This window comes from Paenibacillus hubeiensis, from assembly GCF_032334105.1.
GTDB classification, from domain to species: domain Bacteria; phylum Bacillota; class Bacilli; order Paenibacillales; family Paenibacillaceae; genus Paenibacillus; species Paenibacillus hubeiensis.
In genome coordinates, this window is record NZ_JAVYAE020000003.1 from 494337 (window position 1) to 515240 (window position 20904).

21 protein-coding genes are annotated in these 20904 nt (G+C 50.5%); 9 read left to right on the top strand and 12 right to left on the bottom strand.

All coding sequences use genetic code 11. From position 1 onward, the window contains the following. Window position 1 precedes the first annotated feature (1 nt). The 4 genes from RSX24_RS12245 to RSX24_RS12260 form a co-directional block, all read right to left on the bottom strand. Window positions 2–742 (bottom strand): lantibiotic immunity ABC transporter MutE/EpiE family permease subunit, encoded by a 741-nt coding sequence (locus tag RSX24_RS12245; RefSeq protein WP_343260748.1) that lies wholly within the window; start codon window positions 740–742, stop codon window positions 2–4. Window positions 743–744: 2 nt separating this feature from the next. Further along, window positions 745–1452, bottom strand: coding sequence for a lantibiotic protection ABC transporter ATP-binding protein (locus tag RSX24_RS12250; protein ID WP_343260749.1), 708 nt, complete (start codon window positions 1450–1452; stop codon window positions 745–747). A 222-nt stretch (window positions 1453–1674) separates the two neighbouring features. Further along, window positions 1675–2085, bottom strand: a complete 411-nt coding sequence (locus tag RSX24_RS12255; protein ID WP_343260750.1) for a hypothetical protein — start codon at window positions 2083–2085, stop codon at window positions 1675–1677. A gap of 388 nt (window positions 2086–2473) precedes the next feature. Next, the gene (locus tag RSX24_RS12260) at window positions 2474–3445 is read right to left on the bottom strand and encodes an aldo/keto reductase family protein (protein ID WP_343260751.1); all 972 of its coding nucleotides are present in this window, start codon (window positions 3443–3445) and stop codon (window positions 2474–2476) included. Window positions 3446–3589: 144 nt separating this feature from the next. Here RSX24_RS12260 and RSX24_RS12265 point away from each other — a divergent pair, with 144 nt between their 5' ends. After that, the gene (locus RSX24_RS12265; protein WP_339278027.1) at window positions 3590–3967 is read left to right on the top strand and encodes a MerR family transcriptional regulator; all 378 of its coding nucleotides are present in this window, start codon (window positions 3590–3592) and stop codon (window positions 3965–3967) included. Window positions 3968–4201: 234 nt separating this feature from the next. Here RSX24_RS12265 and RSX24_RS12270 read toward each other — a convergent pair whose 3' ends face one another. After that, window positions 4202–4543 carry a thioredoxin family protein gene (locus RSX24_RS12270; RefSeq protein WP_343260752.1) on the bottom strand — a complete coding sequence of 114 codons (342 nt, stop codon included), beginning with the start codon at window positions 4541–4543 and terminating at the stop codon, window positions 4202–4204. 204 nt (window positions 4544–4747) lie between these two features. Here RSX24_RS12270 and RSX24_RS12275 point away from each other — a divergent pair, with 204 nt between their 5' ends. Continuing rightward, window positions 4748–5416, top strand: a complete 669-nt coding sequence (locus RSX24_RS12275) for an ArsR/SmtB family transcription factor (protein ID WP_343260753.1) — start codon at window positions 4748–4750, stop codon at window positions 5414–5416. 148 nt (window positions 5417–5564) lie between these two features. Here RSX24_RS12275 and RSX24_RS12280 read toward each other — a convergent pair whose 3' ends face one another. The 4 genes from RSX24_RS12280 to RSX24_RS12295 form a co-directional block, all read right to left on the bottom strand. Further along, entirely contained in the window at window positions 5565–5894 is a 330-nt protein-coding gene (locus RSX24_RS12280) for a thioredoxin family protein (protein ID WP_343260754.1), read from the bottom strand. 6 nt (window positions 5895–5900) lie between these two features. Next, window positions 5901–6218 (bottom strand): thioredoxin, encoded by a 318-nt coding sequence (gene trxA / locus RSX24_RS12285; RefSeq protein ID WP_343260755.1) that lies wholly within the window; start codon window positions 6216–6218, stop codon window positions 5901–5903. 113 nt (window positions 6219–6331) lie between these two features. Continuing rightward, on the bottom strand, window positions 6332–7381 hold the full coding sequence (locus tag RSX24_RS12290) for a DUF1835 domain-containing protein (protein ID WP_343260756.1): 1050 nt from the start codon (window positions 7379–7381) through the stop codon (window positions 6332–6334). 61 nt (window positions 7382–7442) lie between these two features. Then, window positions 7443–7946 (bottom strand): MerR family transcriptional regulator, encoded by a 504-nt coding sequence (locus RSX24_RS12295; RefSeq protein ID WP_343260757.1) that lies wholly within the window; start codon window positions 7944–7946, stop codon window positions 7443–7445. Between the two features lie 173 nt (window positions 7947–8119). Here RSX24_RS12295 and RSX24_RS12300 point away from each other — a divergent pair, with 173 nt between their 5' ends. From RSX24_RS12300 to RSX24_RS12310, 3 genes are all read left to right on the top strand, one after another. Further along, a complete protein-coding gene (locus tag RSX24_RS12300) occupies window positions 8120–8992 on the top strand; it encodes an SDR family NAD(P)-dependent oxidoreductase (RefSeq protein ID WP_343260758.1) in 873 nt (290 codons plus the stop codon). Between the two features lie 234 nt (window positions 8993–9226). Further along, on the top strand, window positions 9227–10111 hold the full coding sequence (locus RSX24_RS12305) for a DMT family transporter (RefSeq protein ID WP_343260759.1): 885 nt from the start codon (window positions 9227–9229) through the stop codon (window positions 10109–10111). 172 nt (window positions 10112–10283) lie between these two features. Beyond that, window positions 10284–11177: an AraC family transcriptional regulator gene (locus tag RSX24_RS12310; RefSeq protein WP_236417026.1), complete on the top strand. Its 894-nt coding sequence runs from the start codon at window positions 10284–10286 to the stop codon at window positions 11175–11177. A gap of 35 nt (window positions 11178–11212) precedes the next feature. Here the strand turns inward: RSX24_RS12310 and RSX24_RS12315 are convergent, their stop codons facing one another. Both RSX24_RS12315 and RSX24_RS12320 read right to left on the bottom strand, forming a co-directional pair. Beyond that, complete coding sequence (locus RSX24_RS12315) at window positions 11213–11872, bottom strand: DUF2306 domain-containing protein (RefSeq protein ID WP_343260760.1); 660 nt, start codon at window positions 11870–11872, stop codon at window positions 11213–11215. Window positions 11873–11925: 53 nt separating this feature from the next. Then, window positions 11926–12945: a DJ-1/PfpI family protein gene (locus RSX24_RS12320; RefSeq protein ID WP_343260761.1), complete on the bottom strand. Its 1020-nt coding sequence runs from the start codon at window positions 12943–12945 to the stop codon at window positions 11926–11928. A gap of 199 nt (window positions 12946–13144) precedes the next feature. Here RSX24_RS12320 and RSX24_RS12325 point away from each other — a divergent pair, with 199 nt between their 5' ends. Beyond that, on the top strand, window positions 13145–13858 hold the full coding sequence (locus tag RSX24_RS12325) for a response regulator transcription factor (protein WP_236417021.1): 714 nt from the start codon (window positions 13145–13147) through the stop codon (window positions 13856–13858). Next, window positions 13836–15185: a sensor histidine kinase gene (locus RSX24_RS12330; protein ID WP_343260762.1), complete on the top strand. Its 1350-nt coding sequence runs from the start codon at window positions 13836–13838 to the stop codon at window positions 15183–15185. Before RSX24_RS12325 ends, RSX24_RS12330 begins: the two co-directional genes overlap by 23 nt. 121 nt (window positions 15186–15306) lie before the next feature. On the opposite strand, the gene RSX24_RS12335 is transcribed toward RSX24_RS12330, so the two are convergent. Then, entirely contained in the window at window positions 15307–15705 is a 399-nt protein-coding gene (locus RSX24_RS12335) for a MarR family winged helix-turn-helix transcriptional regulator (protein ID WP_236417017.1), read from the bottom strand. 544 nt (window positions 15706–16249) lie between these two features. On the opposite strand from RSX24_RS12335, the gene RSX24_RS12340 reads away from it, so the two are divergent. Both RSX24_RS12340 and RSX24_RS12345 read left to right on the top strand, forming a co-directional pair. Next, window positions 16250–20404, top strand: coding sequence for a sulfite reductase subunit alpha (locus RSX24_RS12340; protein ID WP_343260763.1), 4155 nt, complete (start codon window positions 16250–16252; stop codon window positions 20402–20404). A 145-nt stretch (window positions 20405–20549) separates the two neighbouring features. Continuing rightward, complete coding sequence (locus tag RSX24_RS12345) at window positions 20550–20900, top strand: MmcQ/YjbR family DNA-binding protein (protein WP_343260764.1); 351 nt, start codon at window positions 20550–20552, stop codon at window positions 20898–20900. The last annotated feature ends 4 nt before the right edge of the window (window positions 20901–20904 follow it).

The following is a 20904-nucleotide window of genomic DNA, read 5'->3' on the forward strand; positions in this document are numbered from 1 at the left end:
TTTACTTCGACTCCTTGCCCTGGAATGCTTTGGCCGTTATGAAGGACAGCAGCACGAACCATCCGATGTTGATAAGCAATCCCGGCAGAATGACCGATTGATCCAGAAGCGGATCGCCGGCAGGCACCGGAAGCCCGTTCGGCAGCACTTGAATGATGGCGCACATCAACCGGCTGGGAATGCCGTAAGGAATCCACCATAGATCCGACGTCGGGAGAAAGATAACGCCTGCTCCGAAGTTGCCGATCATGCTTATGATCAGCGTAACGAAGGTGCCGACACGGTCTGCCAGAAAGAGGCAAAACGGAATTTGCCAGAGGAACGTGACGAAAATGGCCAGCGTCCCCAGCAAACTGTCCATGGCAGAGATGGTACCAGGCAAGAGCAATCCTACAGCGAATAAAGCGACCCACAAACACATCGACGCTCCGAAAAACAGAATGACCACTTCGCCGATTTTGCCCAGCCAACTCAGCGATGCAGGTATCGGCAGCGAAAGGATCGGACGATATCGGAGCTTCCCTCCATCCTTGCGAAGCACGCCGCTGCACATCAGCGTCAGCGCACCGGGCAAGATCATGGTATACCACCAGTTCAAGCTTCCGCTTTGAAAGAAACGCCCTCCCATTAACATGAAACATAGAAATAACGTAAGCAGCGGGGCCGTCAACATCAATTTGCGCGTAAACGTTCGTTTGAGCTTGAGATGTTCGGCCCGAAGAATACGAATATATTGGCTCATGCTCACGCTCCCTCCTTGCGATGTTTGCTGGCGATCTGCATGAACAACGGCTCCAGTTGTTGTCCGGGTTTCACGGCTTCTTGATAAGCGAGAACCCCTCCGGCCATAATGCCGATATCGTCGGCAACCTGCTCCACTTCCGAGAGGATGTGGCTGGAAACGATGACGGTAATGCCTTGTTCGGCAAAAGAGCGGATCAATGCGCGCTGCTCCTGAATGCCGATCGGATCGAGGCCATTGGTCGGTTCGTCCAGAATGAGCAGCTTGGGATGATTCAATAACGCAATCGCAATGCCGAGGCGCTGCTTCATGCCGAGGGAGAATTGGCCTGCACGTTTGCGTCCCGTTCCTGTCAGATCGACCTGTTGAAGCACTTCGTCAATCCGGGAATCAGGCAATCCGTAGAGCGTGCACCGGACCTTCAAGTTTTCGCGTGCCGTCAAATTGTCGTACAGGGGCGGCGTTTCGATCAACGCGCCGATCTGATGGAGGTCTGCCCGCGTCCAGGGCCGGCCTTCGAAACGGATCTCCCCGGAGGTCGGTTTCAGCATGCCGGTCAACATTTTGAGCATCGTCGACTTCCCGGCGCCGTTCGGTCCGAGCAGCCCGTAAACGGTGTTGCGCCGGATCGCAAGCGATACATCGTTGACCGCGATTTGTGATTTAAACGTCTTGCATAAATGCTCGGTTTGCAAAATAAATGGTTCCATTCTCGTCTTCATCCTTTTCGTATGTGTCCTTGAAAAGAATGTTATAAAACAATTCTAAGGATTTTATAAGGATCCCATTAGAAATCGAAATTTCAAACAAAAACATGCAAAAAAGGCCAGCCAGCAATAACTGGCTAACCCAATCATGCAAAACGTCTGTTCAATTGTATGCCATGTTTTACAGCCGAATTCCTTCCTTGCTTTCGATGTTTGTGTTGAAAGTTATTTTTCTTTTAAAGTCAGTTTCTCTTCAAAGTTGTTACCATTGAGATCTTTCCACTCGATGACAATAGTTTGGTCTTCATTACTACTGACTTGGGAACCTTTTGTTCGCGTTATAGGGAACTTTATAGAATTCGAGGGTGAACCATCTCCCTGATTAATTATTCTCCCTTCATTTATATCAATTTTATATCCTCTAATATCTCCCCAATTATCCTTTGTGTATAATATAGTATACTCTCCATTTTCTTCTCTTCCACTTGTTACTGTAGTATCGAACTCGCCTCTCCAATGTTCGCTCTCTCCCATGAGAATAATCCTTGTTTGAACTTTCAAACAACCAGTAAGAGACATGGTGACTACTAAAATAATTATAGATATAGGCGCCCACAACACCTTATTATTTTTCATCATTCTCCTCCATTATTCATTTAATCACTTAGTATCATTATCATAGAATTAACATCCTTAAATATAAATTTGATATGTCCATATCATTTTACTGATATTCCCTTTAATTCAGTATACCTCATTCTTTCCATTTGTTTGAAAATATCCAAAACTAATTTCAAAATATACGATTGAATCCGTAATTAGAAGGAAGACGACTAATCCACTATGTTGTCCTCTATAAGTTATAGGAAGGGAATGTTGTTGCCAACAATATTCTCTTTACATGCCAAAAACCGAAGTGCTGGTAGCCCAACCCTTCGGTTCTTGTGGAAAAATTCAAAATTCTCAATTTTCTGAGGGGAAACATTTCAGCCTTAAGCTCGCTGGCACCTGTGATCGACTTCTCTTATCTCATTGGTGCGAAATGACTGACTTGGGACAAAATTTCCTCCGTACGCGAAATGATATCCGGCGTTAGCTCCAGCTCCGTCGCTTTGATGTTCTCTCCGATTTGCGCGGGTCTGCTGGAGCCAATGATGGCCGAACTCACGGCAGGCTGACGCAGAATCCATGCCAAAGCGAATTGGGACAACGACGCCCCGATTTCTTCAGCCAGTTCGGAAAGCTGTGCGGTGCACTGGAGCACGTCGTCGCGCAAATAGCTGTTGATGACGCCATTCGTTTGATCATTCGCGGCCCGCGTGCCCTCGGGAATCTGCTGTCCAGGTTTGTATTTGCCGGTCAACACGCCTTGCGCCAGCGGAGAAAACACGATCAGCCCCAGCCCTTCCTGCTCGCATCGTTCAACAACACCCTCTCTTTCGATGTACCGCTCAAACATGTTGTAAATGGGCTGATTGGAAATAAGCGGCCGCAGATTCAGGCGTCTGCCGATGCCGGAAGCTTCCGCGATCTGTGCTGCTGTCCATTCGCTGACGCCTGCATACAAAATTTTGCCTTGCGCCTGCAGGTCATCCAGTGCCCGAAGCGTCTCGTCAACGGGAGTCTCCGCATCAAAACGATGGCATTGATACAAATCGATGTAATCCGTGCCCAGTCGCTTTAAGCTCGCCTCGCACTGCTCCATGATGTGTTTGCGGGATAACCCGCGATCGTTCGGCCCCGGACCTTGCGGAAAAAACAACTTCGTCGCCAACACGTAACTGCTGCGCGGATACTCCTTAAGGGTGCTGCCCATAACCGCCTCGGCTCCCGGATAGGAATTGGATGTGTCGAAAAAGTTGATGCCCAGCTCATATGCCTTATGCATACAGGCGCGCGCCGCTTCCTCTGATGTGGCCGAACCATAGGTCAGCCAGCTCCCCAATCCGATTTCGCTCACTTTCAGTCCGCTTCTGCCCAGTCTTCTGTATTTCAACAGAATCCCTCCTCTATTGAATGGTTTGGTTAGTCCATAGCCTCTTTCTGGTGAAAACGCTCTATTGAACAATCTTAGGATAGTGGTTAAACTTATGTTTAAGTCAAGCCCATTCAACCGATTTATTTCGAAAGGAAGATTTGCGTGGAATATACGATCAAACAAGCCGCGGAACGCACCCAACTGCCGCCTTCCACATTGCGCTTCTACGACCGGGCAGGATTGATGCCTTTATTGAAAAAGACGGAATACGGCACCCGCAAATATTCCGAGATGGATATATGCTGGCTGGAATTGGTCCGCTGCCTGAAGGACAGCGGCATGTCTCTGGAGGACATCAAAGCATTTATGCTGTTATGCCTGGAGGGTTCCTCCACCAGCGAACAGCGAAAGGAGATGCTGGAGCAGCATCGGCTGCACATTTTGAAGCAAATGGACATGCTGAACTGCAGTCTTGGCACAATCGATTATAAGCTGGAGCATTACAATGAGATTGGCATTTTTCATATCGATACAAATTAGTACATATATAAACCGTAATAATAAATCCCATCAGGGCACTGCGAGCGCAGTACCATCTTCCGATCGCCGTTATCCCCAGATTGGCTCTATCTCTCCGTTAACGTGTGGATGTTTTTTGTGGATTACATGGAATGCATCATATAGAAACGACCGTTTCCTTATATCGAAGAAACGGTCGTTTAAGCATGTCAAGATATATTAAATTAGGCCGCGAGCCGAGCCGTCCCCTTTGTCTCAGGAACGAGCTTGCCCTGCCTCCACCGCGCTTTGCAAAAACGTCTCGATTTCCTCCCGCGATTTGCGCAACTTGTTGACGAACCGGTTCAACTCGGCACCGTCTGCATAGGCAACAAAGCTGGGAATGCCCATAATGCGCTGCTCTTCGCTCACTGAACCAACCTGATCCACATCCACCTCGATCAAATTCAGCGCATCGGCGAATTTTTGCTCCACTTCCGGCATAAACGGATCGATAAATTTGCAATCACTGCACCAGTCTGCTTTAAAAACCGCAACCGTAAGTTTGGACGACTGGATCGCTGTATCGAATTCGGATTTCGAACTTATTTTTTTCATAGGAATACCTCCCTGTTTTCGTATGATCGTCATCTACCAAATATTCAATTATATAATTGAATATTACCATTCGTCAATCCGCATCTCCCCCGCTTTGCTTGACTCTCTTCCGTTTCATGTTTAAAATTCTAATAATCAATGGATTGATCAACTTATGGGACATCCCCCATAGTTCACGATACGATAAGAATCGAGGCTGATCATATGGAAGACATGCTGAAATGCGCGCGACTTTTCAAAGAAGACCTCTATAAACAATTGGCCAGAATCGGAAAAGCTTTATCCAGCGACAAGCGGCTGGAGATGTTAAACGTATTGTCCCAAGGACCCAAAACCGTCGAAAAATTGGCTGGCTGCACGGACATGAACATGGCGAACGTTTCCCGTCACCTTCAGATATTGCTTGATGCCAAGCTGGTTAAGTTCACGAAAAAAGGAACCTACGCCATTTATTCTTTGGCCGATCCCGAAATTATCGATTTTCTCGGTTCATTATGGAAAATCAGCGAAAAACAGCTGCCTGATATCGGAAAGATGAAAGAGGATTTCCTGAACAATCTCGACGACATTCGCACGCTGACGATGGACGAAGTCATGGAGAAACTGCGTTCCGAGGACATTGTACTGGTTGACCTGCGTCCTCAAGAAGAGTACGACATGGGACATATTGCAGGGGCCATCTCCATGCCTATGGAGAATTTGGACGTTCTGATGAGCGAATTGCCCAAACATACGGAGATCGTTGCCTATTGCCGCGGACCTTTGTGCGTGTATTCTGCGTTGGCGGCGAAAAAACTGCAATCCGAAGGCTTCAGAGCTTTTCGTATGGAAGAAGGATTCAATGAATGGCAGGAGCATTTTGAAGTACATTGAAAATGAAACGTTAACCCGGGAACGGATTACAACCAAGCGGCGCAGACGAACAAACCGGGGAATTTCATCGATCGCAGCATAAAAAGACTTCAAGACTATCCCAGTGAATAGCTTGAAGTCTTTTTGTGTATCATCCGGCTAAAGCGTGTTATTCGGTGCTGGATAGCAGCTCCAGCCGGCTTGTCAAATCATCGAATTGAACAAAACGTCCTTCACGAATATACTCTTTCCCATCAAGAAATACCGATATGGCAGGCGCCGAGAAAATCAAAAATTCCCCCGCAACCTCCTTTACTTTGCCAGCATCGACCCGCCCCAGCTTGGCTTCGGGAAATTCATCGTTCAATTTCAACAGTTTCGGGTAAATGGCATGGCACACCGAGCAATCTTCCTGGGTCACATATAATATGCTCAAACGGTGGTTTTGAACGAATTCATGCACTTCACCAATGGAGCCCAGTTCCAGAACATGGCCCATACTGAATTATGCTCCCAATTCTTTAATTTGGTCTTTGAGCACCTGTTTGGAAGTAATGCCTACCATCGTTTTCATCAGCTTGCCATCCTTGAACAACAGCAAGGTGGGAATGCTTCGAACGCCGTATTTGGAGGCCAGATCCAATTCCTCGTCAATGTTCACCGTAGCCATCGTCGCTTGCTCGGCCAATTCGTCAGCCAGCTCATGCACGATCGGTAGTTGAACCTGGCATGGTCCGCACCAAGGTGCCCAAAAATCGACCAGGGTTACTCCGCTCTGGATCGTTGGTTCAAACGTATCTTTATTCAGCGCTGTTGCTCCCATAAAATAAATCCCCCTTAACCATCATTATATATTCAATTGATTAATTGAATTATAGAATTAAGAGAAACTTCTGTCAACACCTCCTCTTATATTGTGTCTATTGTATCCCCTCCTCACTTCTCTCCCATTAAACGTAATGAAAATTGATGCAGCTGTCCTGGTATTCCCCGGAAAACAAACACGCCCTCGCTGACTAATTTCCAAATTCGATGGGTTATGAACGTAAGGGTTACCCTTTGCCGGATCGAATTCAAAACATGAATGACCAGATCAGCAGCCTCAACAAATGCGCCCGAATTTTCCTGGTGGCGCTGCAGTTCAACCATGGAAGATACAATAACATCATCAAGGTCTTCTTCCTCGCAACCTATGATCGACCCATTTTTCCATAAACGCAGGATATGATCCTGACCGGCCAATTCTTCCCACTCCGCTTCCAATGCGATCCTTTCGGCACGGTTCAGAGCGTACCCCTCCCCATAGTTTTTCACCATTTCAACATATGTATCACGTTCGATATGTGCCGCCGCATAGGGAGCAGCTTCCTCATCCCAATTCGTTCCCATTTCCTTGCAAGCATGTGTCACATTCGCGATATGGATTACGTTTTTGCGCTCCCTAAGCACATACAATGCAAAACGGAGTCCGGTCTGATCATGGGCGTTATCCGCGCACCAAATGATTACCTTCTTGCTTTCGGGAATATTTCGCAACGTATCCATCATCGCCCCGATTTCGTTAGCGGCATTATGTCGGACCGAGAAAAGATACTCCGGATCATTCTCCGCGATCCAGGCTTGCCGAGCCTGCTGCCCTCTTAGGGTATGCAAATCCTTGATGGGGCCCACGGAAAACATGTCATTGAATGCGAGCACACAACATTCCTGCCGTTTTCCCAGCTTGCTCAGCGTCACTTTCAAAGAACCGGCATCCGAGAGGCTGAAAATGATGTGAACCGTCGTTTGCAGCTGTTCGGCTTGAAGTCGTTCTTGTTCAATCGCATTCACTTGTGCTTCGATGCATCGATATAGTTTCTCACCAAATACTTTATGTTCCGTACTGCCTTGTTCCATATGCTGCTGCGCCTCATCCACCAGTCGATGCAACAGAGAACGATAGTCGGAAACGTTAAACTTTCTTGTTTTTTGGTAGAGCTCGTCCACGGAAAAAACCTCCCCGGATATTGAATGTTTTTTGCAGCAAGATTATCTCGTATCCAAAACATCATATCATCCGCTTAAACTTTGGGTATCCCGGCGTTCCCGTAAAATAACGCATCTCAGCGGGCGAGACCTTGGGTCCGACGCTCTCTCCCCCCGACTCCCGGGTAAAGCCATCCCCTTGAACCGCGGTGCAGTCCTTCCGCATCTTTCCCTGGTCAAGCTTCATGTCGATAAAATCGACGACCTGCTGCAGCGCCGCCATTTGGCTGACGATATTTTCCCTGTGCTGGACCAGCCGCTCCACGAGTTCAGGATAGTCCGCCGGATCGGCGTCAGCGTTCACCGTCAAAAACGGCTTCATTTCTTCGAGCGGCATGCCTGTTTTTTTGAGGCAGGAAATAAGCTGGATGGTGCTTATGGCCTCCTGCCGGTATTCGCGGTGCCCGTTTTCTTTGCGTTCCGCGCGGGGCAGCAGCCCGATTTTTTCATAATATCGGATCGTGTCTTGCGTGATACCCGTTAGCTCCGCCGTTTGTTTGATCGTATATGTCTCTCTCGTTATCATTCCGTTACCTCCCAATCCTTACCTGAGTGCATTATATATCTTGGAGCTGACTCCAAGTCAAGTTTTGAACCCTTTTAAAAAATAATTTGCCACACGCTTGACTTGGAGTCGACACCAACTTATACAATCGTCGCTATCAGAGGGAGCAACCCCTACACTAGGAGGAAACATACATGAAACAAACGACAAACGCTAAAGACCGACAACATATTGCATTGATTACCGGCGCAAGTGCCGGAATTGGATTGGAGTTGGCACGCAAACTGATTTCCGACCAATGGCAAGTCATTGCCATAAACCGTTCAAACATCCCTCAAGAAGAAACTGAGCTTCATAAGGCCATCGCAAACGGATCGCTGCGCATCTACAAAACCGCCGATCTGTCCGATTATCGCAGCTTAAGAACGACGTTGAACGAGATCAAGACCAAAGAAGAACGAATCGATGTACTGTTCAACAATGCAGGCGGCTCCTTCCCCGAACTGGCATATTCTCCGCAAGGACGGGAAAAACACTATGAGCTAATGACCGTCGTTCCGTATATCATCATGATGGAGCTCAAAGCGCTTTTGGCGAACGGGGATTTAAAAACGGTGATCAATACGTCGTCTTCCGCCTTAAAATACGTGAAGGCTATCCATGTCGACATTCTGGAGCGGCCGCAAACGTTCAAAAAATTGCTCGGTCCATACGCAGCGTCCAAGTTGGCGCTTTCCCTTTGGACCAAAAATATTGCGCCGCAGCTGGCGAAAGAAGGCATTTCCATTCGCAGCGTCGATCCCGGAAGCAACAACACGCTCCGAAAAGATAAAGATTCCGGATTGCCTTTATTGGTTAAACCGCTGATGAAGCTCTTTTTCTCGCCGCCAAGCCATGGGGCCGGCTTGCTCTATGACGGCGCGATGGGCCAACATCGCGGTGAGAGCGGCGTATTTTTGCTTAAAGGACGCATTGCCGACTTAAAATTCGAAGATCAAGCACAGAGCGTTTTGGACCGGGTGCAGGAAATCTACGAAACGGAGTACCTCGGTGTGCCCACGGCATAAGGTACGAGAGAGATCTTGTCGCGCAATGCTAACGTCGCTGCTGTTCATTAGCAGTGATCTTTGCTACTATAGATGTCACACTATTTTGTATCCTAGAGGTGAAAGCGAATGTTTCTAGCTCCTTTGTTCGAGAATGACGTGCCTGCAGGATCCTTCCGTCCTTAATGGAGCGAAGGTGATCCTCCTCTCCGTTAAGGCCTTCATAGACCTTAATCATACGGAGGGAAAATTGAAATGAACAAAACCTTATGGGGTTCTATTTATTTGGCTTTGGCTGCCAGCATCTGGGGCGGCATGTACGTTGTGGTCAAAGTGGTCGTATCCGTTGTGCCACCGCTTGAACTGGTTTGGCTGCGGTACTTGGTAGCAATCGTTGCGCTTATCATTGCCGGCGTGGCCACCAAACAGAACTGGCGGATTCGTCCGCGTGATTTCCTGCTCATTATGGCCATTGGAGTCATTGGACATGCCATTTCGATTGTGGCTCAAGAAGCCGGCACAATGCTGTCATCGGCCCAAATGGGCGCCATCATCACCTCATCAACGCCGGCATTTATGGTTATTTTCGCTTGGCTCATCCTGAAAGAACGCATGTCTTTGCGACAAGGGTTGTCCATTTTGCTTGCGACCGTTGGAGTCATACTGATTATCGGGGTAGGCGCATTGGAATATTCCAGCCAACTCGGCGGAATTTTCCTGCTCGCTGCGGCTGTGACTTGGGCGCTTATGTCCGTATTGGTGAAACGTGTTCCGACGGATTATTCCCAGATCGTGGTGATTACCTACGCCATACTGGTGGCCATTATTATTCTGACTCCGTTTGTCATTCCACGATTGCATGAGCTGGATGTATCCCAAATGGCCCATCCGACCATATGGGGCGGCATATTGTACTTGGGGATTGTTTCGACCGCAGGCGGATTCCTGCTTTGGAATCGGGGATTACAGTTGTTGAACGTTTCGGGCGGAGGCCTGTTTTTCTTCTTCCAGCCTCTTGTCGGAACGCTGCTCGGGTGGCTTCTATTGGGAGAAACGATCGGTGTTATGTTCTGGATCGGAGCTGTCCTGATCCTGTTCGGTGCTCTGCTCGTCATTACGGAAACCAGGAAAACGAAATAACCGATTGCGCGGGAAACATTCCGGCATCCATCGGCCACAAAGCAGCCTCCTGGGAGGCTGCTTTGCTGCATGCGCATGTAAGCGCTCTGCTGACATTGTACATCATCCACGATATAATGTTTTCAAGTTACGGATGTCAAAAAAATTTTTGACCCAAATCAAAGGTGATGACATGTCAAATACGAAGCATTTTTTGGCGCAGGCCCATCGGCTTCCGGTGCTCGACTGGAACCTCAATTTTTTTGGCGCCCACTCCCAACAGGTCGATCCCGGATGGCACGTGCCCCCCGACTCCCATGCCGCTTTCGAGATCATTTACGTTTTGGCAGGCAGTCAATATACGACCTTCGATCATGATATGTACCATGTGCAGACTGGCGACGTGCTCATCATTCCTCCAGGCTTCGTCCACGAAATTTCGTGTGATGACGAGAATGGCATGACATACTTTTGCGCCCACTTCAAAATTGACGATCCCGAATTCGTCAGGGACATGATTCAGCACTGCGAAATCCATTACAAGAACGGTTCCCCGGAAAATCGAGGGTTGCAGGACATTGTGCTGAAGTGGATCGGCATCATTGATGCCGGCAGCAGCAAGACTGGATTTTACACCAAAATGCAAATCCAGATCGTGCTTTCGGAGCTGCTGCTCATGCTTCACTCGATCACGAACCGAACCAATGAAGCAGCATCGGGCGCCAATGTAAACGCATCGCTCTACGCCAAGGAAATTGCCGAACGGATCAAATCCGCGTTCAAAAAACAGAGCCTTCAACCCGAATACTACGAGCTTAGCGAAACACTGCGCATTGAAAAGGTGATGCACTCCATTGGACTTAGTTCCGGTTATGGATATGAGGTGTTCAAAAATGTATATGGCATTTCGCCGCGCGAGTATTTATCCCAATTAAAGCTGAAAGAAGCCAAGGCGCTCATCAAAGATACGCAAATGTCGATCCAGATGATCAGCAAGCGGCTGGGCTACAAAAACGCGTCCCACTTCAGCCGCCAATTCAAGCGCTGGACGGGGGCATCACCGCTGCAATATCGCAATGACAAGTGATGCAGCTAGAGTTCAACAACAAAAACCATCGAAGCCTACGATTCGTAGGTTCCGATGGTTTTGTCGCTGCCGGTCTTATCCAGAATCCGGATGATCGTTTCCGGAATGATCAATAACAGAACGAGGCTGCCATACACACCGTATGTATAACTGCTCGCATAAGCCATGCCGAGGCCTTCATTGAACAGCAACGTGATCAGGTGAATCAGCATGTTCGTAAAACAGAAGGCATAACTGCGGATCATCCAATTCCGGTGCTTTACGATTCGTTTCTTTTTGATCTGCACGACGGCCGTAACCGTCATGATGGGCCAAATCAGATTAATGATATTAAATGCGATGCTGTTGATTCTGCCTCCAGTGGAATACGGCGCCATGTACCCGGACGTCAGCACGACCATCAGCACGGAAACGACATAGACGTACCCGTTGATCCGGTGAAACTTCCGCTGTTTCTCCAGCATGCGGCGCGAAAAATTGATCAGCCCTGCCGCCATCGCCAAACAGGCAAAGGCGACGTGAATGTACATGACTTTTAGCCATGCCGGGAGGTTCAACTCGCGCCCCAGCCCCATTTTGTGACTGAGAAACGCGGTGGCTTCCGGATCGAACACATAATGCCTAGCCAACGAATACAAAATGAAAGTGATGCTGACACCGGCCAAAAGGCGGTAAGCCATGTTTGTTTTTTTCATATATGAACCTTTCCGTTTCTAGTTATCGTCTAATGGCCCTATTGAAGCTCAACTCAAACCAAGCGATGGCCTGTCAGTTTAGATGCCGGCAAAAAACCGGCCTTGGCGGTTCCGCTCATAACATCCCCCTGCACAGTTACCTCGAAATGAAGCTGCAGCTTCATCGGTTTGTTTACCCGAAGGCCCCATACCAATTTGCCCTCCCGAGCGCGAGGATCGATGAGCTCCACAGTCTCGCCGTCCTGCGTAGCCGTCCCCCGAATGCGGCCGTTGTCCGTATGAATCGCAAGCCGGGATTCCAGTTTCCCGATCGGTGTTGCAATGATTACATCCCAATTTCCTTCATAGGCGGACGCGGAGTCTGGTACGCTCTCTTCAGAAACTGGCGCGAACGCTGTTCCCTCATCTTCCCCTGTCGCGTCTGTGTCCTCCGTTGGCACCATGCCTTCCATCCTCCATACCGTTCCCCGCCGTTCGAATTCAAATAACTGTTCCACGGCATGCGCGATGCGCGGACCGAGCGCACGTTCCACCAAATATAAAGCAACGTCAAGCCCGGAAGTCACACCGCCCGCACTCACCAGGCTGCCGTCATCCACGATGCGCGCCTGAACAGGAACCGCTCCGGCAGCTTCCAGAACCTTCATGCCCATATGATGTGTCACTGCATGTCTGCCTTCAAGCAAACCTGCCATGGCAAGCAAAAGCGAACCGCCGCATACGGTGGCAACCAAGACGTCTTCTCGTTCCAATGCTTGTCTGATTCGGACAGAAATATCCGTGCTTGCAGCATGATGCAGAATGACGGGAATGGAATCCGGCCCATCCCCGGAAACTTTGCCGGACGCACCCGGCACGAGGATGATGCCGCCGCGTTCAGGCTCCAGTTTCGCGGTCGCCTCGATCTTTAACCCTTGTGTGCCGCTCGCGACGTGCCTGGGCCCTTCGGCAGTAACCAACTCGACTTGCAGCGCATCTTCGGCATACATGGATGCTGCTGCAAAAACTTCATAAGGCGCAATGGCATCCAAGAGATCAAAGCCATCGAACAGCACGATTTGAACATGTAACATCAGTAACGTCCTCCCTGTTATATCTCGATTTGTCATGCAGGGCAAGATCCCCCTGTGCCTTTGAAGATCATACCAGCGATATCTCTCGAAAGAAGACGCAAACCCGCCTCAAAACCATCAACGAATCATCACAAAATGATAAACTTCCACCGGTTTTCGCTGCGATCATGCTACACTAGGTTTTGAAGGTGGGATATTCATGACTGATTCAAGCACCGTGCTTGTTGTCGACGATGACCTTAGCATTGTCGAATTGTTAAAGGACTTTTTGGAAAACGAACAATTCCGCGTCATCACTGCTTGCAACGCTGCCGAAGCCTGGGACGCGCTCCGGCAGCATGCGATCCAATGCATCGTTCTGGACATCATGATGCCTGGGCAGAACGGCTTCGATCTGTGCCGCCGCATCCGCAAAGAAAGCAGTGTGCCGATTTTGTTCCTTAGTGCCAGAAGCGATGACGTCGATAAAATTAGGGGACTCACGCTGGGCGGCGACGACTATATCGTGAAGACGGCTTCGCCTGGCGAAATCGTCGCCAGAGTGAAGGCCGTATTAAGGCGTACCTTCTCCCCTCCTCCATCCGCGGCCGAACCTATGCTGGAATATGATCGTTTGCAATTGAATCTTGCATCCAGAGAAGTATTTGTGGAGGGCAGCAAAGTCATGTTCACGCCAAAGGAATATGATTTGCTGCTCCTGTTCGCTCAGCATCCGAAGCAAGTATTTACGTATGATCAACTGCTGGACAAGTTTTGGGGCGGCATCGGCGACAGGCACACGGTACGGGTGCATTTAAGCCGTCTGCGCGAGAAAATCGAGGCAGATCCCGCGAATCCACAGCTTCTGGTCAACGTATGGGGCGTGGGATATCGCTTTGAAGGAGGATCTCGTGAGAACGCTTCGGATTCGTAAACTCATGCTGCTTTTTCTGTTGTTCATCCTGCTACTGCCCTGGCTCCTGTTTGTGACCGCACATTACATCGAATCCGGGACGTTCAGATTTTCCGTCGCCCCGCTGCCGAATGAAGAGCAGCAAAGGCAGCAGAACGAAATCGTTGAACAGATCGAAAGGAATACGGAACGGTGGAGTGCATTCGATTGGCAAGCCCAGCTGAAAGGCCTGTTGGATCACGCAAACATGAATGTTTCCCTGTTCTCGGCATCCGGCCAGGAGATCTATCGTTCCGATGCCAACCAAACCAAAAGATATGCTTCCGTTGAACGGTATACGCTGATGGAAGACGGCCGATTGAAGGGGAGGGTCGAACTGTATCTCCCCAAAACAAACCAGCTTCAAGTGTGGTCCATCTTCACGGGGTTTTTGCTGGCATTGTTCGTGATCGGCATGGAAATGCGGCGTTATTTGATCAAACCTCTTGAGAAGCTTAGCGCATCCGTGCGGCTGCTCGCCAGCGGGGAATGGGACGTGCCGATGCCTGCTTCCCGCATTAAAGAAATCGCCGATGTCAGGGATGCCTTCGATGAGATGGTGCAAGGACTGAAGAAGTCTAATCTCCAGCAAACGAAGCTCGAAGAAGAGCGCAGGTTCGTCATTGCCGCCGTGGCGCATGATCTCAGAACCCCCCTGTTCGCGCTGCGCGGGTACCTTGACGGACTGCAGCTCGGCATTGCCCAGTCGCCCGAGAAAACGGCAAAGTATGTAGCCGTCTGCAAAGAAAAAGCGTCCCAGCTGCATCGTTTGGTCGAGGATTTGTTTACGTTTGCCAAAATGGATTACGGCGAAGGCGCGATTGTCAAGGAAATCGTCAACCTGCGCACGGTCCTGCAGCAATCGGCGGATAGCGTGGAGCCGTTCGCCCGGCAAAAGAACGTAACGCTCGTGGTACGTTCCGCGGAAGCGTGCATCGTTCGCGGCGACGCTCATCTGCTGGAACGTGCGATAAGCAATTTGCTGGATAATGCCGTGAGATACACGCCTGATCATGGAAAGGTCAGCATGGAGTGCGGCTCCGCGAACGATCAGGTCTGGTTTACGATCCGGGATACCGGACCGGGGTTTGCCCCGGAGGAACTAGGTCGGCTCTTCGAGCCTTTGTTTCGGGGCGAAATGTCCCGGAACCGGGCTACCGGAGGCAGCGGCCTGGGCATGACCATTTCCGAGCGCATCATCCGGCGGCACGGAGGCGAGCTTGCGGCAGGCAACGACCCGAGCGGCGGAGCGCTGTTATCGGGCCGGCTTCCATCCGTGCAGCATGCCGAAAAAGCCACTGAACGTTAGCATTCAGTGGCTCCCTTTTTATCTCCTGACACATGAACGGTCGGCATTCGCGCCGCGACTTGTCCCTCCCTCATCTTTTCTTCGTTCTCCGTCCAGCCTCAAGCCGCGCGACCGAAACCGCCTAAAGCCCTTGAAATTCCAGCAAACCAGCCCGTTTCAGCTCTTCCATATGAATCTCCGACAATTCGGCCAACAATTCCATTCCGTGTTCCGTCAGCCGAATGAACGTGCTGCGTTTGTCCTGTTCGTTGGGGAATCGGCTTACCAGGCCAAGTTCCTCGCATCGTTTGACCAACTCGACGCAAGCGTGCGGCGTAATTTGAAGCCGTTCGGCCAGTTCTGTCGGCGTAGCATGCTCGCGATCAGGAAATCCCATAATCGAGAGCATTAATTGATGATACTGCGGGGTAAGTCCTTTGCTTCGTGCGGCCTCCTCGCTGAACCGAATGAACTTGCGAATGCGATAGCGGAACATGGCAAGCTGCTCATAAATATGTTTGGGCAATGGATTCATGGACATCGAAAAACTCCTTCAACCGAGATCATTATCTATATAAGTTGAACCGATGATTTTTACACGGAGTCACTACGTAGTCAGAACCATCTTCCGATCCCTGTTATCCCCAGATTTTTTTTGATCTCCTTTTTTCAAAGGCAAAATCCGGTGAAGCTTATGCTTCCGATGCAGCTTTCTTTCAGAAAGCTTTTAGACCGCTTCGCTTCTTCAGATTCTTTCTGCCCTCTCCGTTATCGTGTAAATGTCTAGTTCAACCTATATAGAGTTTATTTCATTTTCTTCAGTGACACAACTCAAACATAACTTATACATAACATATAATGTTATGTAATTCCACTTACACACCGCCTATCCACCCTCTCTAAACATTCATTTTTAAAAATCACAACTACCATGTCATGTAACATAACATTAATTTATTGACTTATATCGTGAAGCGATATATATTTTAGCTAAACAGTTCCGAATACATTGGATTTTCAATCAAACAACATTCATGCCACAAAAAATCCGTGTCATATACACGTCAAGTATGGTGATTTCGATGATGACTGAAAAAATAAAAAGTGTCTGCCCTTATTGCGGCGTAGGTTGTGGAATCGTTATGGAAGTATCCGGCAATCGCGTCATTAAAGTTACCGGCGACAAGGAGCATCCCGCCAATTACGGCCGCTTGTGCACCAAAGGGAACTCATGTGCCGAGGCCTTGGTTGAATCGGGCAGAATGGAGTTTGCGTACCAACGCCCTGCCCGCGGGCAAGCTCCCGTTCAGGCCGACGTGAAAGAAACCATTAAAGAAACGGCGCGACGGTTGCGCGCTATTCTTGACGAACATGGTCCTGACGCCATTTCGTTCTACGTGTCGGGCCAAATGTCGCTGGAAGCCCAGTACCTGGTCAACAAACTTTCCAAAGGTTTCATTCGCACCAACCACATCGAGTCCAATTCCCGTCTTTGCATGGCCAGCGCCGGCAGCGGATACAAGCTTTCGCTCGGCGCGGACGGTCCTCCGGGTTCTTATGAAGATATGGACCGCACGAATCTGTTTTTCGTCATCGGAGCCAACATGGCCGACTGCCATCCCATCTTGTTTCTGAGAGTCATGGATCGCGTCAAAGCCGGCGCCAAACTGATCGTCGTCGATCCACGCCGCAACGCGACCGCCGACAAGGCAGACCTCTACATGCAAATTAAGCCGGGAACGGATCTCGCCCTGCTTAACGGAATCTTGTATCTGCTCGTGCACAACGGGCACACCGATCAGGATTTCATCTCCCGATTCACGGCGGGCTGGGAGAGCATGCCCGAATTCCTTGACGATTACACGCCGGACAAAGTGGCCGCAATCACTGGCATTCCCGAAGCGGATATTCGCCTGGCAGCCCAATGGATCGGCGAATCCCCCGAATGGATGAGCTGTTGGACGATGGGCCTTAACCAGAGCACGCACGGTACGTGGCATACCAATGCGATATGCAACTTACATCTGGCTACAGGCAAAATATGCCGTCCCGGAAGCGGCCCCTTCTCCCTCACCGGGCAACCGAATGCCATGGGAGGCCGCGAAATGGGATACATGGGTCCGGGTCTTCCAGGCCAGCGATCCGTGCTTGTTGAAGCAGAACGCCATTTCATGGAAGACCTGTGGAACATCCCCCGCGGCACGATCCGTACGGAAGTGGGTACAGGCACGATTTCCATGTTCCAGAGCATGCAAGCCGGCGATATCAAAGCATGCTGGATCATTTGCACGAACCCGGTCGCCACGGTCGCAAACCGCAGCAACGTCATTGCAGCGCTTCAGGCAGCCGAATTGGTTATTACGCAGGATGCGTTCCTGAACAACGAAACCAACGCGTACGCGGATATTATGCTTCCCGGCGCGCTGTGGGCCGAAGCCGAAGGCGTGATGATCAATTCCGAGCGCAATGTGACGCTGATGAGGAAAGCGGTCGATCCTCCCGGCGAGGCGCTTCCCGATTGGAAGATCATTGCCGAGGTCGCGTGCGAGATGGGATTTTCGGATGCGTTCACCTACGCAAGTTCGGCCGATGTTTACCGCGAAATCCAGCAAGCCTGGAACCCCAAAACCGGTTACGATATCCGCGGCGCTTCATACGAGCGATTGCGCGAGGCGCCCGTACAGTGGCCCAGCGCCCCCCAATCGGATCAGACGCGTAACCCGATACGGTATCTGAACGATGGAATCAGCCAGAAGCTGCGGGAAAACGAGGACGGGAGCCTCCCCTCCCTCTCGTTCGCCACCGATAGCGGCAAAGCCGTGTTTTGGGCCCGGCCATATGCCCCGCCCGCAGAGCTGCCGGACAGCGAATTCCCTTTTGTCTTAAATACGGGACGATTGCAGCACCAATGGCACACCATGACCAAAACCGGGAAGATCGCCAAGCTGAACAAGCTGAATCCCGGCCCTTTCATCGAAATCCATCCCGAAGATGCAGCAGCGTTAGGCGTCCGCGAATCGGATCGCGTCCACATCCAATCGCGCCGCGGGCATGCGATCCTGCCTGCCGTCATTACGGATCGCGTCATGCCCGGCAGCTGTTTCGCGCCGTTTCATTGGAATGATGCATTCGGCGAACATCTCGCCATTAACGCGGTGACGAGCGATGCCATCGATCCGGTGTCTCTCCAACCCGAGTTCAAATACAGCGCGGTTTCCCTTACGGTTGTTGCGGATCAAACAACGAGTCATCCTGCTTCGCCCCGAGGCAGGGAATTCTCTCGCGATGCTGCCGACACCATGAACCATTTGCAAAAGGAGGAAAAGTATATGGCTAAGGTCGATACGCTTGCCGATCTATTAGGCATCCCCGCCTCGCCGGACATGACCTTGGATGGTCATGAGAAAATCTATCTCGCCGGTTTCATTGCCAGTTTGCGTGCGGATGAAGCCATAGCTCCCTCCGGCGTGCCGGTATTGCCCCATACCGCCCCTGTCGAGCCTTCCAAAAAGTTATGGCTGGACGGACTGCTGGCTGGCATGTTCTCGCGCACCCAGCTTCCGGAAACGAACCTGCTTCCTTTAATGAGTCCTTATGCCGAAGCCTCCGCAACTGCCACAATGCCCGAGCAAACGGGCGAGACGGATTCCGCTAAACCCAAATTGACCCTGTTATGGGCCTCCCAAACCGGCAATGCGGAGGACGTGGCGAACGAGTGCAGCCGCAAATTCCGAGCAGCAGGGCTGGATACCCGGCTTGTATGCATGAACGAATACGGGATTGCAGACTTGGCCTCCGAACAAAACGCGGTGTTCATTTCAAGCACCTTTGGAGCCGGCGACCCGCCGGATAACGGCGAAGCCTTCTGGCATGCGCTGAAGTCGGATAACGCTCCGCGTTTACACGGTTTACGCTATGCCGTCCTGGGCTTGGGCGACTCCAGCTACGATGAATTCTGCGGGTTCGCCCGGAACCTGGATGCGAGGCTGGAACAGCTCGGCGCTTCAAGGCTGACGGACCGGGTCGATTGCGATACCGATTTCGAACAGCAGATCGCACCATGGATTGGAAAGATCGAAATCAAGGTGAAGGAAGCTCCTTTGCACGAAGGCACCTTGAAAACGTACGATCGCAATCACCCTTTGCATACACGCATTGTTTCGAACCGGTTGTTAAGCGGCGAAGGCTCCGAGAAAGAAACCCGCCATTATGCATTCGATATTTCCGACACGGGCTTTCATTATGAAGCAGGCGATGCGCTCGGCGTCTGGCCCGTCAACTGCCCTTCGCTGGTCGAAGAAATTTTGCAGGCGACCGGGCTTGATTCCACAACTCTGGTGAATATTAAAGATCGGGAAATCCCGCTATCGGAGGCGCTGCTCAAACATCTTGAAATTGCGCGCATCACCCCCGGATTTTTGCAATTCGTGCAAGAGCGCTCCGGAGATGAGACCTTGAAGCGCCTTATCCGGGATGATGACAAGGAACCATTGAGGCAGTGGCTATGGGGCCGCCAGATTGCCGATGTCTTACAGCAATTTCCGATCCGGCTAAACACGGAAGAGCTGTTATCCATTCTGAAGCCTCTCCAGCCCCGTTTCTACTCTATTTCGTCAAGTTATCTGGCCGATCCCGAGACGGTGCATATTACGGTATCCACGGTTCGTTACAAATGCAACGAAGCACGAAGACACGGCGTATGTTCGGCATATTTGGCCGATCGAGCCCAGCAAGGCGGCGAGGTTCGCATATTCGTGCAAAAATCCACCCACTTCAGGCCGCCGGCAAATCCGGAAGCTCCGATGATTATGGTCGGTCCAGGCACCGGCATCGGTCCGTTCCGCGGATTTTTGCAGGAACGGCAAGCCCAGGAAGCCACGGGCAGGAACTGGCTGATCTTTGGCGAGCAGCGTGCAGCGGCCGATTTCTACTACGAGGATGAGCTGGAATCGATGAAGCGCAGCGGGTACCTCCACCGTTTGGATACGGCGTTTTCCCGGGATCAGGAGAAAAAAATCTACGTTCAGGACCGCATGCTGGAGCATGGAGCGGAATTATGGAAATGGCTTGAGGAAGGCGCCCACTTCTACGTTTGCGGGGATGCTTCCAGAATGGCCAAGGAAGTCGATGCCACGCTGCATAATATTATTCAGAAGCATGGTGGAATGAGCAGGGACGAGGCAGAATCCTACGTCAAAGACATGCTTCGTTCCAAACGATACGCCAAAGATGTCTATTAGAGCGTGATATGTAAAAAGGGAGGCTTGCGAACGACGCAAACCCTCCCTTTTCTTATTCCAACGTCATTGATTCACTGCAAACCGAACACGCGCATTCTGATATAATGATGATCAATCATCCTTATACATATGGAGGCGATCACCCATGACAAAAGACGAACTCGTCGAATATTGCCTGACCTTTCTCGGCGCTTACGAAGACCATCCTTTTGGCCCTGAATCCACTACGATGCGCCACGCCGGGAACAAAAAAATGTTTGCGCTCATTATGGAGCTGGGCGGTCGTCCATGCGTCAATCTGAAATGTGAACCTGAACGCGCGGATTTCCTGCGCGGCATGTTCAAGGACGTTACGCCGGGATATCACATGAACAAGGCACATTGGAACACGGTCTATCTGGACGGCGAATTGCCGGATGACGATATACAAGAGTTGGTCCGGCACAGTTTCGAACTGACGAGGCCCAAAATGTCCAGGAAGAGAAAGCTGGATTAGGGGA